The organism is Planctopirus hydrillae (genome assembly GCF_001707835.1).
In the GTDB taxonomy this organism is placed as follows: Bacteria; Planctomycetota; Planctomycetia; order Planctomycetales; family Planctomycetaceae; genus Planctopirus; species Planctopirus hydrillae.
This window is the reverse complement of sequence record NZ_LYDR01000020.1, coordinates 16959-32917: the sequence shown is the minus strand read 5'-3', so window position 1 is coordinate 32917 and position 15959 is coordinate 16959. Positions and strand designations below refer to the sequence as shown.

Annotated in this window: 13 protein-coding genes; 11 read left to right on the top strand and 2 right to left on the bottom strand. The window is 54.6% G+C overall.

The window, feature by feature from the left end:
* Positions 1–50: 50 nt before the first annotated feature.
* Positions 51–2564 carry a recombinase family protein gene (locus tag A6X21_RS01360; RefSeq protein ID WP_068845514.1) on the bottom strand — a complete coding sequence of 838 codons (2514 nt, stop codon included), beginning with the start codon at positions 2562–2564 and terminating at the stop codon, positions 51–53.
* A gap of 446 nt (positions 2565–3010) precedes the next feature.
* Here A6X21_RS01360 and A6X21_RS24205 point away from each other — a divergent pair, with 446 nt between their 5' ends.
* The 4 genes from A6X21_RS24205 to A6X21_RS01330 all read left to right on the top strand — a co-directional run bounded on the left by A6X21_RS24205 (position 3011) and on the right by A6X21_RS01330 (position 6549).
* Positions 3011–3319, top strand: coding sequence for a hypothetical protein (locus A6X21_RS24205; protein ID WP_131818130.1), 309 nt, complete (start codon positions 3011–3013; stop codon positions 3317–3319).
* Positions 3320–3539: 220 nt separating this feature from the next.
* Positions 3540–3824, top strand: a complete 285-nt coding sequence (locus A6X21_RS01350; RefSeq protein ID WP_131818129.1) for a hypothetical protein — start codon at positions 3540–3542, stop codon at positions 3822–3824.
* A gap of 1016 nt (positions 3825–4840) precedes the next feature.
* Positions 4841–5356: a hypothetical protein gene (locus A6X21_RS01340; RefSeq protein WP_131818128.1), complete on the top strand. Its 516-nt coding sequence runs from the start codon at positions 4841–4843 to the stop codon at positions 5354–5356.
* Positions 5357–6126: 770 nt separating this feature from the next.
* Entirely contained in the window at positions 6127–6549 is a 423-nt protein-coding gene (locus tag A6X21_RS01330) for a protein-tyrosine phosphatase family protein (RefSeq protein ID WP_068845497.1), read from the top strand.
* 79 nt (positions 6550–6628) lie between these two features.
* Here A6X21_RS01330 and A6X21_RS01325 read toward each other — a convergent pair whose 3' ends face one another.
* Entirely contained in the window at positions 6629–7852 is a 1224-nt protein-coding gene (locus A6X21_RS01325) for a molybdopterin-dependent oxidoreductase (protein WP_083233319.1), read from the bottom strand.
* A gap of 402 nt (positions 7853–8254) precedes the next feature.
* Here A6X21_RS01325 and A6X21_RS01320 point away from each other — a divergent pair, with 402 nt between their 5' ends.
* The 7 genes from A6X21_RS01320 to A6X21_RS01290 all read left to right on the top strand — a co-directional run bounded on the left by A6X21_RS01320 (position 8255) and on the right by A6X21_RS01290 (position 15921).
* Positions 8255–9532 (top strand): class I SAM-dependent rRNA methyltransferase, encoded by a 1278-nt coding sequence (locus A6X21_RS01320; protein ID WP_068845495.1) that lies wholly within the window; start codon positions 8255–8257, stop codon positions 9530–9532.
* 267 nt (positions 9533–9799) lie between these two features.
* Entirely contained in the window at positions 9800–11014 is a 1215-nt protein-coding gene (locus tag A6X21_RS01315) for an FG-GAP repeat domain-containing protein (protein ID WP_068845493.1), read from the top strand.
* A gap of 83 nt (positions 11015–11097) precedes the next feature.
* Entirely contained in the window at positions 11098–11667 is a 570-nt protein-coding gene (locus A6X21_RS01310) for an REP-associated tyrosine transposase (protein ID WP_068845491.1), read from the top strand.
* A gap of 139 nt (positions 11668–11806) precedes the next feature.
* Positions 11807–12862 (top strand): SMP-30/gluconolactonase/LRE family protein, encoded by a 1056-nt coding sequence (locus tag A6X21_RS01305; protein WP_083233318.1) that lies wholly within the window; start codon positions 11807–11809, stop codon positions 12860–12862.
* On the top strand, positions 12862–13176 hold the full coding sequence (locus A6X21_RS01300; RefSeq protein ID WP_068845489.1) for a hypothetical protein: 315 nt from the start codon (positions 12862–12864) through the stop codon (positions 13174–13176). The genes A6X21_RS01305 and A6X21_RS01300 overlap by 1 nt, the downstream gene beginning before the upstream one ends.
* A gap of 25 nt (positions 13177–13201) precedes the next feature.
* On the top strand, positions 13202–14722 hold the full coding sequence (locus A6X21_RS01295; RefSeq protein WP_068845487.1) for a Fic family protein: 1521 nt from the start codon (positions 13202–13204) through the stop codon (positions 14720–14722).
* 59 nt (positions 14723–14781) lie between these two features.
* A complete protein-coding gene (locus tag A6X21_RS01290) occupies positions 14782–15921 on the top strand; it encodes a glycosyltransferase family 2 protein (RefSeq protein WP_068845485.1) in 1140 nt (379 codons plus the stop codon).
* Positions 15922–15959: the final 38 nt, after the last annotated feature.

Here is a 15959-nt window from a genome sequence, read left to right as displayed (position 1 = left end):
TTCGGCGGCATCCCTTGGTGAATCGCTCCGGAAGACCGTCGGCAGGGGCTCTAACCTTGCGTCAACCGGAGCCGTTCACGGCGTATCGTTGACTGACTCACGCCGGTGCGAGCTGCGATCTCAGGAATCGACAACTTACCCTCCGTGAGGCAGGAGTGGACCTCGCGAATTTGCTCAGGTTTCAAATGGCGATATGCACCGCGAACTGGCGTTACGCCGTTCTCCATCGCTTTTCGAGCGCAGCATGGATTCGCGTGATCCCAAGCACGGCGGACGGTCGTTTCTCCGATTCCAAGCTCAAGGGCGATTTTTGCGAATGATTCCCCATTCGACCTGCGGGACACCACTTCATCGCTGTGAGACATGAACTTTTCACGGTTTTTGTCGCTGCGATTGGGGCTTTTTTTCTTCTTCGGCCACGAAGGACGCTCACCCGTGGCGGCGAACCGAAGGATCATCTTCACCTGATCCCAGCACAGCCCATGTGCGGCCGCGATTGTTTGGATGCTGGCACCTTTGTCATGCAGTTCCCTGAACTTTGGGGCCAGTTGCTCGTATTTCGGCACGCTTTCGACGGGAACGGACACGGCGGCGGGCGTTATCCAGTTTCCACCACACAGGTACTCCAAAGTGACGGAATCTGGACAATCCTTTTCCTGCGTGACGTGACGCAGAATTGCCAGCAAATCCGGGGAAAACGACGCGATCCAGCGGGCACCGCGTTTCTTTCCGGGGATGGCTTCCTGCCGAATGGCGATCGGGCCGGTCAGACGGCGAATGGCCTCCGCCGCCACCGGGATTTCCTGGTTCAGGATGGCCCGCAGTTCCGGCAGGTAAGACCGCAGGGTTTTCTTGGACAGCTTGGGGGGCACGGGTGCGTTGGTCTGCTCCGTCTCCCGAAGTTGCTTCTTCAGTTCATCGACCTCCGTCTGTTGTTGAATGATGCGACGTTCGTAACCTTCACGCAGCCCCTCTTCCGACTCCTTCAGATTTTCCACCCGTTGAACAAACGAGTCGATCTTCTTCTGGAGGGAAGCGATCCGGGACCGGAGCGGCGTGACATTGACTTTGGGACGGCTCGCCAGTGACTTCAGGTGCTCGTTCGCACGAGCAACCAGTTCGTCAATCGACTGCTCCGTCAGCACGGTGTCGCGAAGAAAGCCCAGCAGGCAGTCTTCGATAACCCGAGTGCTCTTGGACGTGCAGAGCTTACAGCCATAGACGCCAGACCGGCCATTGACGCAGTACATGTTCTTGTACTGCTGGGCGGAGCGGTACAGCAGCAGCTCGCGACCGCAGTCGGCGCAGACAAGTGTCCCGCTGAACAGGGTCGTCGCCCGTTGCTGATTGCGACTGACCGGCTGCCGTAAGCCGGGCTTGCGCTTGGTCTGGGCGAGTAGCTTCCTCGCCGCACGCCATTTCGCCAACGGGATGATGGCCTGCGATGGCTCGTGAGTGACGATCCATTCCTTCCGGGGATTTTGGACGGTGACGTATTTTTCCTTGTCGAAATCGAACTCACGGCGAGTCCGATTCCAGATGAACACGCCGATGTAGGCGGGATTCCAGAGCATGTTCTTGATCGTCGATTCCGACCAGGTATCGGTCCCGTCGATCTTCTGCTGATTGAACTGCTTGGCGATCGCATAGGCCGACATCCGGCGGTCTACGAACAGCTCAAACAATTGCTCCACAAACTCTCGGGAGACAGGGTCGATGCTCCAGGTAAACTGCGGCCTTCCGCTGGGACGGACAATCGGGTTGCCATCCACATCACGCATGAGCTTACGCGTAAACCCCATCGGCGGCTTGCCGAGACAGGTCCGCCGCCGCGCAGCCCCTTTCATTCCACGCCCAACCTTCTCCTGAAGGCTGCGGATGAAGAGCCTGCTCAGGAGGCCGTAGATCGTGATGAAAATGTCCCAATTGGGGGACGACAGATCGAAACCATCCGAGGCTCCGATCATCCGCAGGCACCTACGCTTGCAGAACCAGCCGAGTTTCCACCACTCCAGCGAATCGCGGGAAGCCCGCGTGAAGTCGTCGATGTAGACCGTGTCGATCGGCTTCTCTGGTGCGTTGATCAACTCCTTGCAGTTCAGGTAACCGCGGCGCCCCGAATCGAGTCCACTGACGGAGTAATCCGTGAAGATAAACTCCCAGGGAATGAACCGCCCCTCGGCATGCGCCTTGTGCAAGCAGTTGACCATCTGATCCACGATCGACGTCGGGGAACTGTTATCGCAACTGTACCGGGCGTAGGCCGCCGCCAGCTTGAGCTGCAAGCCATTGGACCGGTCCATCGCGGTGGTCACATCGAGCCGCTGGCTCTGATGGCACTCCTTGTAGTGAGCCACCATCTGCTGGATGACATCATCAGTCATGGCTGAAAGAACACCCTGCGTCACGGGCACCGGCCAGAGGCGATGCTGGACTTCCAGATAAGTCCGGGCCAAGTTGGCCAGGTCGTGATCCGACGCCAGACCACGTTCGGCGGAACTCCGTTTCCGCTTGCGGGGAGCACGGGGCTGAAGATCGCTTGAGGAAGAGTTGTGGAAAGACATGAGACACCTCCGGGGTGGAGGTGCCGCTCAAAAGCGTTTGTCTCAGTGAGACAAAGTTGGTGACAACGGGAGAGAATCCTGACGACAGAAGATGCAAGATGCGTGAGCGCAAATCCTTTGCTTGTAGCCGCTTTTCGCGGTAAACTTTGTTCTACGAAGAGTTAAAAAAAACGAGGGGTATCGAATCCCTCCCTCTCCGCTTGGATGTAACACTGAGGCTCTTCGATAACTGGTCGAAGAGCCTTTTCGTTTTTCGAGCGGGCGTAGAGCCTCGATATTGGGTTCCAGCCGCCTTACGTCAAACGATTGGTGTCCCAAGGATCGTGCAGTTTTCTCATCTCGATGGTGAGGCACACGAGATCGCATGCTGCAGAGCCGCCCGGTTTCTGAAGGTTATGTTTGTTGCGACTGGTTGCCTGTGTCGTTCGGCGGCAGAGGATGTTCCGATGGCAGAGAAAGGGTTGACGGTTTTTTGGATTAGGTCGCCGCTTTCGCACGCCCCTCTCGGATTCGGCGTCACTGCCTTTTCCCTGGACGATGCAGTCGAGATCATCACGGCTCTCGACTATGGCCAGTATTTGACGAATGATTTAGCGGAGCTACAGATTCAGGCGGGCATCACGGTTGCCGAACTGGACCAGCCACACGTGATTGCCAACATGGGTCCGATTTCGGTTCGCGGCATGCGGTATCCGTTTGTCGCGCTGGGCGTCCCGCTATGGGCCGAGGAGCGTCGATCCCGTCGCTCCACCTGATTACCACCCACCAGCCGCCTATAAGTTTCCGGGATCGTAACAGTTGAGCGATGGGTATAGGTACCTATGTCGTTTTGCAGCGGAGGCTACGGTGGTGGAAGAGGATCGACAGTTGACACTCTGGGACGAGCTGAATCCGATATGGATGTTCCGCACCCGCCCCGAGGACTTCCGTTGGTTCGGGCGATCGATCTGCCCGGGTGTATTCTGGCTACCCGGAATGATATGGTTGCTGGTGATGCACGTGGCCAGCTTCGAGGCGTGCTGGCTCTTGTGGCCAGCCTACGCTTATTGGGCACTTCTGGTGCTTGTACCCATCGGCCTCCTGTGGGTGTGGTTTGTGGCGGCCGACGTACGATTCCGTCTCCAGCGCCCATCACCTCAAGAGCGAGCTGGCTTCGACAACGCAGTGGTCAACTGGTTCGGGTTTCTGGCCACATTGGGCTCCTACTTCGTTGTGTTACCCTTGGGTCTCATGCTCTTGATTGTGTGGTGGTTCGCATAAGAGTCATCTCTTAACCAAACGATGCGCCGGATCACGGCTCGTTGCTCGCCAGATCGCTATAGTGAAGACTGCCGCATAGTATGAGGGAAAAGTGCGGTGTAGCGTGGGATCTCAGGCGACGAATCGTCGCAACTCGTTTGAGATGCTGACACTTCAAAAATGACATATCCATACGACACCGCCAAATTGCAGTAAAACTCTACCGCACTTCGGCGGTCGAAAACCTGTTAGACACCAACCGTAAAGCACCGATACTCTGTTGAATACTGAACGTCCCACTGATCCGAATTCACCTCGCCGAATCTTTACTCTTGGGGGTGGCTGGCAAACGCTCCTTGTGCTTGCGTTGCTCGTCTTTCTGCTGCAGCTCGGTAAGCTCTTCGCCCCACTTCTGCTCCTGTCCATACTTGTTGTCGCCGTATACTTTTACATCTATGGGGCATTTCGCCTTGGTAGACCCGTTGGTAGTATCGCAGTACTTTTGCTATTCGGCGCCGTCGGCTGGATAGGCATCGTTCAGTTTCGTGCTCACACGTCACATACCGAATTTGTCCAGTCGTTATCGCGATTTGACACGGTCACGGTCCAGACACACAGCATGTTGCCCTCCGCCCCAATTGAACAGATTTCACTCAAGAACAACGTCAGCGATGCAGACCTACAAGCCCTCGTGTCAATGCCTCAATTGCAACATGTCACACACGTCTATCTCGATGACTGCGATATTACCGATTCCGGTCTGTCGCTCGTTGACCGCTGGCCCCATCTTGAATACGTCTACATTGAATCCAGATTGATAACCGATTCTGCTATCGTGGACTTTATCAAACAGCACCCCCAATGCTCAGTCATCCCTCCCGGGCGTAAACTGTGGTGACGGGGGTGCACAAGGTGACACAGGTTGCTCGTCTTCGAGCGACCTGTGCGCAGGAGGTAAAGAGGTTTGGCTGCCGTAAGAACTGCCATGTGAGTCTCTGAAGATCTCAGATTCAACTCTGCAAGTGCCATCTTGTGGCTTGGCCACCCCGGTAGAAATCGGAATTTCAACCGGGGCCACCCTGCAAAATCTCACGAATGGCCGTCGAGGAATAGCGTTCAATAAGAAAAAATTAGCACAACCACCGCATTCAGGGGTGCGTCGGTGGTCATCAGGACCCGAAAACAAAGTCAATGCTCGCAACCACTTGGTGCAGATCATCAGGACGCTTCACACTGTGGAAAATATCGCAGAATTGCTGTTTCGCCGTCGAGCTAGTAATCTACCGCCAACCGCGCTTGTGGAAGTATTTGCACGCTTGGTTTGGACGATGGACGACAACGGCACAGAGATTTTTCACACGTTACGGCAGTGGATTGAGTCCGGTGATGTGGAGCGTGCCCGAATCGCTCTTACTTTCGACGAGGGGTTTCTCTATGGTACGCTTAATAAGACCGTCGAAGCCTTTAATCGCCTATGCTTACGATTTCCGGAGTTGCGGGCAGCTTGTGACAAGAATCTCGCTGCTTGGGATCAGCAGCACAGAACCTCATGATCCTACAACTGCGTAGACATGCGTTTTATCGAATAGTCGCGCTGCTTCACGATTCATTGTCGTTTTATTAGGTCATTTCCCTTCCACTTATCGCCCGCTTCGTGGCGGTCGTTGAGTTCGAAACGGCTAGATGAACATGAACTCCATCACCCATTCCAGGTTCGAGTTGTTCGCAGAGGCGTTTGTTCGCAAGTATTGGGAGACGGTTAAGAGTGGCGCTTTCCGGATGCCGCCCGATGAACCGGTTGAGGAAACGATCGAGGAACTGCTCTCAAAGATTTCACATCAGACGGAACCGGGAAGTGCTTCTGTTCATGATGCTCATTTATTTGCGTTTCGGATGACGAACACGCACGGGGATTGGTGGCTCTTCACTTTCCGAGACAAGGGTCAAGCATGGGAACTCGTTGGGGCATTCGCCCGCTCGGATTCTCAAACACCACATGACCTTCTGGATTCAGTTTACTCCCGGTATTTTGAGCCATTTCTCCGCCACATCGAAAGAGCTGCAAATGACGCAATAAGCATTTAGTAAAGCCGCCGGAGGGGATAGCATTTCGTTGGTCAGTTACGGTTGAAATTCTAAATTGTCCAGGGGTAGCGATAACGCAAAATGAGTGTAGACCATGGCGCCTTGCGGAGATAAGTCGAAATGAATAAGGAAGGCAAGCGGGGGCCTTCCCTGTGGGGGCAGACAGCGCGTGCTACACTGTGAAAGTATTGCGGACTTCGTAAAGGCGGCAGTTCGAAGTCAGGGAGTTGTCGAGGCGATGAATCAGATTAAACCTCACCCCATTTGGATCGGCCACGCAGGAGACGGGCAAGCGTTTCGGGCGATCTTCGACGCCGGTATCAGGGCGATCGTACAACTATCCGTCGAGGAACCGCCTATTCAGCCGCCCCGGGAATTAATCTACCAGCGGTATCCACTCCTCGATGGGGAGGGAAATGACCGTACTATGCTACGCCTCGCCATTGATGCGGTCAAATGGCTGATTATGGCGCGCATACCCACGCTCGTCTGCTGCGGGGCGGGAATGAGCAGATCACCGATTATCTCCGCTGCTGCCTTATCCGTTGCGTACCAGATCGACTTTGAGGACGCTCTCCAAACGGTCGTGGAGCATCGCCCCGCCGATATTTCACCTGCCCTTTTGCACGAGATCAGAGCGACTTTGATAGGCGAGCATTGAGATAGCTGGGGACGGGTAGGTAGCAGTAACCCACCCATCAAGAACCCTATACGACCTCATTGAGCGTCGTGAATCTGGCTTACGCCCCCTGACCGGCACCTGCTACGGGGAGTGTGTGCCAGGAGTTGAGTTGATAGCCTTTAATATTGAACTTCTGTGATTCGGGCTGTGAGTTTCCTGCACGATCAAAGGCGCGGACAGTGACTGTCTTCACTCCCTCAGCCGGGATTGTCGCTGACCATAATGACCAGGTGTTCTTCCCGGGAGCAGTAATAATCCGGGCGGGCAGCCAGTTCTTGCCGCGATCGGTACTGATTTCTACACGTTCAATCGCGTTGCCCAGGCTCCCTTGAGCGAGTGCGAAGCCGCGAATACGCAGGTTGTTATCGAAGCGGCGAATTTCAGTGATCGCCGAATTCAAAATGAACTCCATGATCGGAGTCGCATTCGCTGTCGATTCGGGTTTGTCGTCGTAAACAACCTTGTACACATCCTGCACAAAGAAATTCGGCGAGGGTTTGTCACTCACAACAATTTTGGCCAGCCATTTCACACTGCGGGCACCAATATAGCCTGGGACAACATTACGCAGCGGGAAGCCATGTTCGGGAAGCAGGGGGTCACCATTCATCCCCCAGGCGAGCAGAGTCTCTTCTCCCGGCTGCTCCTGCATCGCCTTTTCGAGGGGAATCGAGGCCCCGAAAGGAAAGGGGTCTCCATGGCCTTCGACGGCATCGAGTCCCTCGAACCAGATGTGTTTGGTCCCGGCTTGAACACCGCAATGCTTGAGAACTTGAGCGAGCGAAACGCCTTGCCAGTCACACGTTCCAATCGCACCAACATCCCAGGGAACACCCGGCGCTTTGCGTCCGCCGAGTGCGAATTCATTGCGTCGATTACCGGCACAAACCATGGTGGCGAGAGTCGAGGTGGCGGGGAAGCGTTCTTGAAGTTCCGGCAATGAGAACGTCACGGGACGCTCGACGAGACCACTGATATTGAGCCGGAAACTCTTTTCGTCAATCCGGGGAATCTTCCCATGACTGCGGACATACAGGCTGCGGGTGGGTGTGAGCCATTGCGAAGTCAATTCCGGAGCGGGTGGCTCGGCATTGTAAGGGGTGGCCTGCCTGGTAATAAGCCGCTTGATATCAGCACTGATCAGGTCGAGAGCCGGTTCGTCGGCACGCAGTGGGCGCTCGAGTTGCCCAAAGTTGGTATTCCACAGACCCATCGCAGCCAGAAGCCCTGCCGATTGACCCATAAACTGACGACGGCTGGAGGCGTGAGGGATGTGCAGCATAGGTGAAGCCCTTGATGATTCTCGGGGAGTTCGTCGATACAGGGTGCATGTCGCTACTGGGTGAATCTGCGGGCATTTCTGAGCAGGGAGTGAGCCCACATGTTCACCAGATTCAAAAATCTCGTGGTCTGATTTCTGTCAATCTGCCGGGAATGTTGAAGAGATGAGTTTAGCTGGAAACGGTCCGGCATGACAGATCGAACCGGGGGCAGAACAACCTCGCCGACCGCAACCACCCGTCGTTACATCAAATTTGACGTTGAGGGGCGTAAAGACCACGCCCTTTCGCACTGTTTTGATTTTTGGGCTTCAGGGTCGTGCCACCCAAGGCTGCGTGAAAGGTTGTGTGCCAAGGACGTCCGACCGCTGGCGAGATGGGCGATTTCTTGTCAAACTGGCGAGATGTCGCTGATTCGTCCTGTTGATCGTCCCCCGGTTCATTTACGCCTGGCGCGAGATTTATCGCGTTCCATTCGGAGAGGGCATCCCTGGGTCTATGCGGAGTCTTTGCGCGAGATTCCGAAAGTTCCCGCGGGATCGAGAGCCGTCTTGCTGGATTACAAGCACAATCGCGAGATTGCCAAAGGGTATGTTGATCCGAACAGCCCCATTGCCTTCCGCGCCTGCACAAGCGACGAGAAAGATCGACTTGATGATCGCTGGGCCAGGCGGCAATTTGACCGGGCCTATCGTTTGAGAAAGGCGCTGTTCCGCAATCCTTTTTCGCGAGATGGTTCTGCCCGAGATCAGATCGAAGGTGCGGCCCCTGTCGATGATCTTGCAGGACGCCCGAATCTGACCACCGGTTTTCGGCTGTTCCATGGCGAGGGAGATGGCCTGCCGGGATTAGTCGTGGATGTATATGGGGATGTCGCCGTCATAAAGCTTGATGGCCCGGCAGCCACCACCTTCTGGCAGGCCGAAGGGATTGCCGAGTGGCTGATGCAGGCGACTCGAGTGAAGGCGGTCGTACAGCGGGAACGCGATCGAGGGAAGGAAGCCCGCGTGATTGCGGGTGAACTGACAGAGGCGGCTGTCCCTTTTCTGGAATATGGCCTGAAGTTCACATCGGACGTGCTGCATGGCCAGAAGACCGGGTTCTTTCTCGATCAGCGGGAGAATCGGGCACTGATCCGGAAACTGTCTTACAATCGACGTGTGCTGAATCTCTTCAGTTATACTGGTGGATTCTCGATTGCTGCAGGCGTGGGTGGTGCTCAGCATGTGACGAGTGTTGATGTCGCTGAACCAGCGATTGAAGTGGCCCGGCAGCATTGGGAACTCAACGAACTTCCCGCCAGTCAGCACGAGGCGATTTCCGCTGATGTCTTTGACTTTCTCGCAGAGGCGAAGAAATCTGGCCATCGCTGGGAAGTGATGGTGGTTGATCCGCCCTCGTTTGCGCCGTCGCAAGAATCGCTGACCCGGGCGATTGCCAGCTACGAGCGGCTGTTTGGCATGGCGGCTGAACTGGTGAGTGCCTCCGGTCTGCTGGCAGTCGCCTCCTGCTCGAGTCATTTACGGGACCAGCAGTTTTTAGAGATCTGCGAGGAATCGTTGAGTGCAGCCCGCCGGCGCGGACGGATTCTCACGTTCAACGGCCCCCCGGCCGATCATCCCGCTCCTTTGGCCCTGCGAGAATTCCGCTACTTGAAATTCGCCCTCATGCAACTGGATTAGCGCAGTGCGAATTCGCAGGGCAGGCTCTTGCCTGCCTTCCTCCGATGCTCCTCTCATTCAGTCGCTTTTGGAAAGTGTTCATCGAATCGGCAGGCAGGAGCCTGCCCTACTGCTGCCTGCTCTACATGTGATGATTTGCTGGTCGATGAAATAGAGAAGGTGGGGCTGTCATTTGTGGTTCCGGTTGCGTTACAACAAATGTCCTTCAGTTGATGGGTTGTCACTCATTCGACTGTTGATGAGCCAACAACAGCAGAGGTTGCTTCCATGCGTTTCCATATGATGACCTTTTTGATTGGTGTCTCGCTGTGGACACCTGCCACCGCAGCCGAGTTCCCCACCTTCCGCAGGCAAGTCATCGATCCTGAAATCGGCAAGGTCTGCTATGCTGTCAGTACGACTGATGTGAATGGTGATGGCAAGCTGGATGTGGTGGCGGTGAGTGAGAACCGCATTCAGTGGTATGAGAATCCCACCTGGCAAAAGCATGTGATTCTCGAGGATCAGACCGAACGCGATAACGTTTGTCTGGCGGCTCATGATATCGATGGCGATGGTCAGATTGACTTCGCAGTGGGAGCGGGCTGGACAAAAATTGGCACGTTGCAATGGATCAGCAGGCAGGCCGATCCCAAGGTGCTCTGGAAGGTGAACTTTATTGGTCAAGAACTCAGCACGCACCGGATGTCGTTTGCCGATGTGCTGGGAAAGGGAAAGCCGCAACTGGTGGTTTCACCGCTCAATCGCTCTGTGGCGGAAGGAGCCAGGCTGCTGGCCTTTGAGATACCAAAGCACCCGGTAACTGATCGCTGGCAAGCGATTCCTCTCGACTCGACTCTCAACCGATTGCACGCGCATACGCATATCGACTGGAATCCGGGGCGCGATATGGAAACGTTGACAGCTTCACAGGAAGGTGTGCACTTAATCGACTTGAAGCGGCCTGCTGCTTTTGCAAACCGTAAGCTGGTCGAAGGTGCCAGTGGGACATCGCCGGAGCAAAAAGGGGCTGGTGAAGTCAAGTCTGGTCAGTTGAGATGGAATGCCAAGGGGGGATCGATCCTTTCGAGCAGACAATATCTGGCAACGATCGAGCCGATGCATGGCACGGCTACCGTGGTCTACATTTCGGAAAATGATGAAAGAACCCAGTGGAAACGAGTGGTTCTGGAAACCGGCCTGAAGCAGGGGCATGCCTTGTGGACAGTTGATCTCAATCATGATGGTTACGATGAAATCGTTGTGGGATTTCGAGAGAAAGGGGCGGCTCTGACCAACGGGCCGGGATTGATGGTTTTTGAGTGTGTTGACCCCAAAAACTCCGATGGGCCAACAGGTTCAACATGGAAAAAACATATCATTGATGACGGTGGCTGCGCAGTGGAAGATGTACTGGCAGCCGACCTCAACGGCGACGGCCAACCTGATCTGATAGCCGGCGGCCGCGCCACGCATAATGTGGTGATCTACTGGAATGAGTAGGGCAGGCTCCCGCCTGCCTTCCTATGCACACAATTTTGTAAATATCCATTACGCGAATTCACGACAAACAATCTCGTGCTGAAATGCCCAATTATCGACGATTTTTTGTTCCGGGAGGGACGTATTTTTTTACAGTCGTCACTCATCAACGGAGACCGCTATTTCATATTGATGTGAATCGAGTTTTACTCGGCGACGTGATTCGAGAATGTCAAAAAGAGTGGCCATTTGAAATGAAAGCCATTGTGCTTTTGCCCGACCACTTGCATGCCATCTGGACGTTACCAGTGGGAGATCAGAACTACTCTGGTCGCTGGAGTGTGATCAAGAAAAACTTCACGACTCAATTCCTGGCCAATGGTGGTTCAGATGGCTCGGTTTCTTTTGGCAAGCAACGCGAGCATCGACGGGGAGTCTGGCAAAGACGCTTCTGGGAGCACACAATTCAGAACGAAGATGATTTTCAAACCCATTTTGACTATATCCACTTCAATCCAGTGAGGCACCAATTGGTGAGTTGTCCGAAGCAATGGGAGCCATCCAGTTTTCGTCGCTGGGTGAAGGCAGGGGTCTATCCCGTTGACTGGGCTTGCGGGACAGCCCCAAAGCCGACGTTTCCGAGTACTCAAGAGAATTATGGTGAAGCCTATTAACTAGGTATCTACGATCTTCGTCGATCAATAGAAGAAAGGCAGGCGGGAGCCTGCCCTACGAATCGATCTACTTAACCCGCAGGCGGGAGCCTGCCCTACTGCCCCACGTTTCTCACCATCCATATGAAAGGCATCTCTGATGAACTTGCGGCTTACGCTCCACCGCTGGTCTCTCTTCACCTGCACCATGGCAGCCACTCTCGCGATGGGTGTGGTTTCTGTGGCCGAGGCTCAGAACACCACCAACTTTCCCATACTCGGTGAAGTGATTCGCGTCTCACCAGAACTCGATGAAGTGCTGGCACCCGATGCGAAGATCGAAGTGATCTCCAGTGGCTTCGAATGGGCCGAAGGGCCTGTCTGGAATCGCGAAGGGAAGTTTCTGCTCTTTTCGGATATTCCCCGCAATAGCGTAATGAAGTGGGAACTGGGCAAGGGGTCGTCATTGTTTCTCAAGCCTTCTGGCTTCACCGGCCCCACCGGTTATGGCAATGAACCCGGCTGCAATGGCTTGATCTTTGACAGCAAAGGCCAGCTCGTTTCTGCCGAACATGGCGACCGCCGCCTTTCGGTTCTGACGCATCAGGGCGGCAAGCGAACTCTCGTCGATAATTACGAGGGCAAGCGGCTTAACAGCCCCAATGATATCTGCATGAAATCCAACGGCGACTACTACTTCACGGATCCACCTTACGGGCTCCCCAAAGGTGCTGAAGATCCATTGCGAGAACTTGACTTCTGCGGTGTTTACAGGTTGGCGTTGAAAGCCGATGGTCGCCATCAGCTCACGTTGCTCACCAGGGAAATGACTCGACCAAACGGAATTGCGTTCTCGCCTGATGAAAAGTTCTTGTATGTCGCCCAGTCCGATCCGAAAGCCGCCATCATCAAGAAATTTCCCGTGAAGGAGGATGGCACGCTTGGTGAAGGGACGACACTGGTCGATGTCACCAGTATGGTAGGGAAGCACAAAGGCTTACCCGATGGTCTCAAAGTTGATGCACAGGGTCGGCTATGGGCCACAGGGCCGGGCGGTGTGCATGTCTATTCCCCCGCAGGAAAACTTCTGGGAAGAATTGATACGAAAGAAGCCACAGCGAACTGTGCCTGGGGCGACGATGGTTCGACGCTGTATATTACGGCAGATATGTACCTGTGCCGGATTCCAACCAAGACCAAGGGAGCAGGCTGGTAATGGCCATTCGAGTGATTGCTGTTGATCGGACCGATGTTGCAGCTTGCGTCATGCCGGATCGTTTTCGGCATGACGTGACCTACTTTGCCTCTCCTGCGGGGACAGGCGACGCCCCCGCCCAGTTATCGCCCCGGGAGTATTGGATCAATGCAGCCGATGCCAAGGTCACGCTGGAGGATGGAGTGCTGACCATTGTCTCACCACTCGACAGCAGCAGCCGCACGGAACTGGAGATCACGGAGGACCAGGAGCGCTGGCTCGAATGGCTGGTCAAGCACAACATTCAGCACATCCGGCTGGAAGTGGGTGGTTAGGGCACAACCCGAGGAGAATCTGTTCATGTCGTCGCAGGAGCCCGTTTCCCGACAGTGGTCGCCCATCGAAGATCTGCCGGAAGACTGGCGCGAAACGCTGGTTGACAAGTCTGTTCAAGCTGCGATGCAGGCATGGATTGACCGGGCAGAAGAACTGAGGCAGAGCGAGGCTTATAAGGAGTTTACCGAGAGGTTGCACCGCCGCTGGTCGATTGAAACAGGAATCATCGAAGATGCTTACACAGTCTCAAGGTCTGCGACAGAGACATTGATTCAGCATGGACTCGATGCCGCTTTGATTTCTCATGAAGACGTGGGCAATGAAGAGCCCATCGAGGTACTACGGAAGATTGAGGATCATCAAAGGGCGATTCAAGGACTCTACTCGTTTGCGTCGGATCAGCGTCCGCTGGGAGTCAGTTTTATTCGCGAATTGCATCAGGTACTGATGGCTCACCAGCAGACATACCTCGCGGTTGATCAATTTGGAAATCGCGGCCCCCGGCAGTTGAAACTGGGTGACTGGAAGACGTGGCCCAATCATGTCGATCTTCCCGGAGGGGGACGGTTTGAATATTGCCCACCTGAGCAAGTTGCCTCGGAGATGGATCAACTTGTGGAGTGGCACAGGAAGCACTTGGAAACAGGTGTCCCCCCCGATATTGAAGCTGCCTGGCTGCATCACCGCTTTACTTTGATCCATCCGTTTGAAGATGGTAACGGACGTGTCGCGAGAACGCTGGCAACGATGGTTCTGCTCAAAGGCCGCTGGCTGCCGATGGTGATTGATCGAAAGGAAAAGCCGCAATACATCGATGCGATTCGCAAGGCGGACAAAGGAGATCTTCAGCCACTGGTGAGGCTTGTTAATCTTAATCAGATTAAAGAAGTCCGTACTGCGGCCAGCCTAAGTATCATGATTAGTAAAGGCGTAACGCCTATTAATGAACGGATAAAATCAATTGCTAATCGATTAACTGAATTAGCAGATTCTAATGCGATTTCCCACAATGAAGGGATTTATCGAAGTAGTGTGCTTTGGACCAGTGCGAATCAGGTGCTCAAGCAGACAGCCAACGATTTGAACGAAGCACTTTCAGAAGTAGATCGAAATTCAATTATAAAAGGCCGTTTACGAGCAGAAGTGGCGTTCAGTGCATACTCTGATTATCAAGCAAATCTATATACAGAACAATTGATGGCAGCTGCTAGTACACTTGGTTACTCCGCGAATTGGATAGCCCATCACCAATGGTGTGCATTGTCACTGAACCTAAAGAATGCATTCAAGCTAATTTTTTCCTTTCATGCAATCGGACAGGCGGCGCTGGGACTCTTTGGGTGTCTGCCATTTGTCTACAAGCGTGAAGGCGCACTCGATGATCGCTCGGAATTGACCACGACGTGGAGCGGGCCATTCCTGTTGAGTGAGTCTCCGTTCGAATTTGTCGACACGGAGGATGTTGCCAACATCGTGTTGCGTTTCGATCCATGGCTGGAGGCTCGTATTTCTGAGGCTTTGGCGATTTGGGAGCGGGATCTATAACACTTTGAGTGCATGTTATTCACGGTTCAACCTTACACTCGCCTTTCAAGGAATTTCTTTTGCTGCTGTTTTTGCTGTCATTGGCGAGTCTGTTCCTGGCTGGTGGGCCGGCGTTCATGTTTGTCATTAACTGGATGAGGTATCGCACACCGTCACTTGCGACGGAGCCGTTACCACCCGTTTCGATCCTCATTCCGGCACGGAACGAAGAGCGGTCGATTGGCCGGGTGCTGGAAAGTGCTCTGCAGACGAAGGGCATCGAATTTGAAGTCATTGTCCTTGATGATGCCTCAACCGATCAGACAGCCGAAATTGTGCGGGAATTCAACCAGCAGGATCCCCGGGTCCGGCTGGAGTCGGCACCCTCTTTGCCTCCGGGCTGGTGTGGCAAACAGCACGCCTGCTGGGCACTTTCTCAGCGTGCCCGCTATGACCTGTTTCTGTTCATCGATGCGGATGTCTCGCTCGAACCCACAGGTGCTGCTCGCACAGTCAGCTTTCTGCAGCAGACTCAGGTTGATCTGGTGAGTGGTGTGCCGCGGCAGGAGTTTTCGGGCTTTCTCGATCGGCTGCTGATTCCTCTCATCCATTTCGTGCTGCTGGGTTTTCTGCCAATGGGACGCATGCGGAAGACCACTGATCCGGCTGTGGGCGCAGCCTGTGGCCAGTTGATCCTTTCAACCCGATCGGGCTACGAGAAAACATCTGGCCATGAGCAGGTGAAACAGTCTTTGCATGATGGACTCGAGTTACCCCGGCTGTACCGTCGTCATGGCCTGAGAACTGATCTCTTCGATGCGACATCGACAGCGATGTGCCGCATGTACCACTCGGAATACGAGACGTGGAAGGGATTAGAAAAGAACGCCACAGCAGGCCTGGGGTCTCCGGCTCTGATTGTGCCGACGACGATCATCTTGAGTATGGGACAGATACTGCCATCGCTGTGGGTGATTCTCGCCCTGCAATGTGATTGCACCTCGACGCTCGTGGTCGCAGCAGCGAGTCTCTTTTGTTCCTGGCTTCCGCGCACGCTGGCCTTGGTAAGCTATCGCCAAAGTCTCCTGGGTTGGGTGCTGCATCCGCTCTCCGTGCTGATCTTCCTGGCCATTCAATGGTCGGCCATGGTGCGAAAACTGCGCGGGCTTCCTTCGGTCTGGAAGTCACGAGATTACGTCCAGAGGGCAATGGTGAAATAGCGGATCCGCTGCGTGAACCCTGCTTACAGATGGTGACC

Coding starts and splice junctions, on each gene's coding strand:
- A6X21_RS01360 (WP_068845514.1), bottom strand. CDS start 2,564: ATGTCTTTCCACAACTCTTCCTCAAGCGATCTTCAGCCCCGTGCTCCC.
- A6X21_RS24205 (WP_131818130.1), top strand. CDS start 3,011: ATGGCAGAGAAAGGGTTGACGGTTTTTTGGATTAGGTCGCCGCTTTCG.
- A6X21_RS01350 (WP_131818129.1), top strand. CDS start 3,540: ATGATATGGTTGCTGGTGATGCACGTGGCCAGCTTCGAGGCGTGCTGG.
- A6X21_RS01330 (WP_068845497.1), top strand. CDS start 6,127: ATGAATCAGATTAAACCTCACCCCATTTGGATCGGCCACGCAGGAGAC.
- A6X21_RS01325 (WP_083233319.1), bottom strand. CDS start 7,852: ATGCTGCACATCCCTCACGCCTCCAGCCGTCGTCAGTTTATGGGTCAA.
- A6X21_RS01320 (WP_068845495.1), top strand. CDS start 8,255: ATGTCGCTGATTCGTCCTGTTGATCGTCCCCCGGTTCATTTACGCCTG.
- A6X21_RS01315 (WP_068845493.1), top strand. CDS start 9,800: ATGCGTTTCCATATGATGACCTTTTTGATTGGTGTCTCGCTGTGGACA.
- A6X21_RS01310 (WP_068845491.1), top strand. CDS start 11,098: ATGCCCAATTATCGACGATTTTTTGTTCCGGGAGGGACGTATTTTTTT.
- A6X21_RS01305 (WP_083233318.1), top strand. CDS start 11,807: ATGAACTTGCGGCTTACGCTCCACCGCTGGTCTCTCTTCACCTGCACC.
- A6X21_RS01300 (WP_068845489.1), top strand. CDS start 12,862: ATGGCCATTCGAGTGATTGCTGTTGATCGGACCGATGTTGCAGCTTGC.
- A6X21_RS01295 (WP_068845487.1), top strand. CDS start 13,202: ATGTCGTCGCAGGAGCCCGTTTCCCGACAGTGGTCGCCCATCGAAGAT.